Origin of the sequence: Synechococcus sp. H70.1, from assembly GCF_047502705.1 — a bacterium.
In the GTDB taxonomy this organism is placed as follows: domain Bacteria; phylum Cyanobacteriota; class Cyanobacteriia; order Thermostichales; family Thermostichaceae; genus Thermostichus.
On record NZ_JANSIV010000160.1, the window covers coordinates 1 to 2695 of the forward strand.

A 2695-nucleotide genomic window follows, 5' to 3' on the forward strand; every position below is an offset into this window, starting at 1 on the left:
CCCACACCCCCCCCACCCCCCTTCCCCATCCGTCTGTGGGGCGGGTTTTTTGTAAAAACAGCATGTCCCTGGTGGGGGTCAACCGGGGGTCTTCGGGGTAGGGGGCGGTGGGGGACTGTCGTCGCTGCCCTCGTGTGGGAGAAAGGTGAACGGCACGCCGAAGATGTTCACATACTCTGGCTCCAGCAGTCCAGTTTCTGGGTTTACCTCATATGAGGTGCGCCGCAATCCGCGCCCAACCACCTGCTCACACAGGAGTTGGGAGGTGAACGCCCGTAGTCCCATAATGTGCGTGACCGTCTTGGCGTCCCATCCCTCGGAGAGCATGCCAACGGAGATTACATGCTGAATCTGCTCTCCAGGTTTGCCGACCTTCCCAACGGTATCCACCATCTGGCGCAGCCGCTCTGCTTGTTCTCTCTTGGTAAGGGTGTACTCTGTTTGCGAGCTGTCCTCCTCTGTATCTGCCTCCTGCGCCTCAAAAGTGAGCGTCTGGACGGGGGCGTCTTCCTGTGCTTCTGCTTCTTTTAGTACTTTCGAGTCGATGTGTAGCATTCGCTTAGGGTCGCATAGCTCATCAATCTTGATTTGCCCTTTCTCGAAAGCGTGCTTTACCCGCGCCGCCGTTTCCGTGCGATTACAAACGGTGATCATGACTGGAGGCGTAGGCGCGCCTGCATCACTCCATGCCTTTTTCGTCGCGAGCCAATCGCTACCCAGCAGCAGGTAGGCATTCAACACCAAGTCAGGCAGCGGCGTCTCAGGACTCGCTGCACGATTGAGATTATCCTTGACTTTGGGGTCGTTGTAGATATGGTACAGGCGCGATTTGTAGGTCTTGGCGTCGGGTACAGCATCGTCGCGCACCACGACGCGCGGGGTTTTGACCAGCCCGCACTCGATAGCGTCGTTCAGCCCGAAATCGCTGACAATCCAACCGAAGAGGGTCTCTTCTGTGCTTTGCTTGCCTGAAGGGGCAAAGGGCGTCGCAGAGAAATCATAGCATCTGAGGATGCCCCGCGCGCGATGGATACGGTCTAAACCGCCCACCCACACAGTTGCTTCTTCGGCGCTATCCTTTAAATCGCGCTGACGCATGTATTTGCCCTTCGCTTTTGGATTGATTCGCCATGCGTGGTGCGCTTCGTCATTAATCACTAAGATATTGCGGGCATTTGCCATCTCTCCAAGCACTTCACGGGCGTAGGCTTCGTCGCTCTTAGCCCCGCGCTTGTCTACGCTCTTGCGCTTTTTGAGTTGCTCCTCGCTCTCCCACGCCAGCGCGTGCCAGTTGCGCACCAGCACCTTGCCCTGACGGAGCTTGTCCATCATCGCAGAAGGCACGATGTCGAACGCCTCGTAATAGTTGCCGTGCGCACTGGGGATAAGCACCTCCAGTCGCTGCTTGACCGTCAACCCTGGAGCAATCACAAGCACATTTTTGGAGAAGCGCGCATCTTGTGGGTTCGTCACCTTATTCAAGATGTGCCATGCGATTGCCATCGCCATCACTACAGTTTTGCCTGTGCCAGTCGCCATTTTGCAACACCGTCGCTGGAACGCACTGCCGTCGCTGGGAATCTCAATCCCCGCGTGCGCAGCAGGCGGCGCTTCCGTGAGCCAGATGAGCGTTTCAATCGCTTCCAGCTGGCAAAAGAAGAATCGGCGCATCCCCGACGCCTCATGGTCGTTCCAGTGTTCAAGAAGCCGTTTCGTTACGCCCGTGACGCCTGGATAGCCCGCCTCACGCCACTGCTTCACCCGCGGGCGAATCTGATTGACTAAGGGAATCTCGACAAAGACGCCTGGGTCGTCGAAGGACTGCGAGTCGGGGGTTGCGGTGATGTATCCCGCAGGGCGGCGTCCCTCAACAAGGCGGAACGAGCGCGTCTCACGCTCGTAGCGCCAGTGCTGTTTTGGCTCCTCGTAAGGCGAGTTGATGATCAGTCGATCGATAGTGCGCTTGCTCATCGGGCTACCACCTCTACGGTACATACATCACCTTGAGGCTCTCGACGCCGCGGTCGTCGACAATCTTGACCGCGATACGCTTGTATTCCCCCAATTCGAAAGGCAGCGACTCTGTGCCTCGATACTTCTCGATAAGCGACTCATCGAGTTCCGCTTTGAGACTCTTTGCGAGGCGCGCCCAGCCCCCGTTTTTGTCCGCCAGCGGGAAAAACACCTGACGCGGGTAGAGGCAACGCCCGTCGTAGTCGGTATCGAGCATCCAGACAGCAATCTTGTCCGCGCCGCCCGATTCGACTTGACCAGTTCTTGTGTTATAGTAGTCGAAACCGTGCACTTTCACGATGTACTTACAGTCGCGTTTGAGGATTTCCACATCGGGCTGCCCTATCAGCCAAAACGACTCGTTGCTGGCGCGTTTCTTTTTCAGATCTTCAGTGAGCAGGTCGGCGTTCATCTGCACCTTGAGGAGTGTCACGCCAGGCCACTTGGTCTCGTCGATGTCCTTCGCGGCTTCTGCATCGAACTGGAATGCGGCGAAGACAACGATTTGCGGCTTCGGCGCCAGCGTTTGCGCCTCCTGAAGGGCTTGCTCCACCTGCCGCTGCTCCAATGGCGCATACTCGGGACCGAAGGAAACCACCACGCGCATAGGGGTAGAGTCGGGCGCGTCTGTGTGTATCGGTCTCTTATAAACATCTGACGCGGCCGCCGCCGCCGTACGTGT

At 57.5% G+C, this 2695-nt stretch carries 1 protein-coding gene and 1 pseudogene; both read right to left on the bottom strand.

Going from position 1 to position 2695, the window contains the following annotated elements; all coding sequences use genetic code 11:
• Positions 1-78 precede the first annotated feature (78 nt).
• Positions 79-1971, bottom strand: a complete 1893-nt coding sequence (locus tag NW827_RS10595) for a BPTD_3080 family restriction endonuclease (RefSeq protein ID WP_414503665.1) — start codon at positions 1969-1971, stop codon at positions 79-81.
• Between the two features lie 13 nt (positions 1972-1984).
• A pseudogene (locus NW827_RS10600) lies at positions 1985-2695 on the bottom strand (hypothetical protein); the annotation flags it as partial.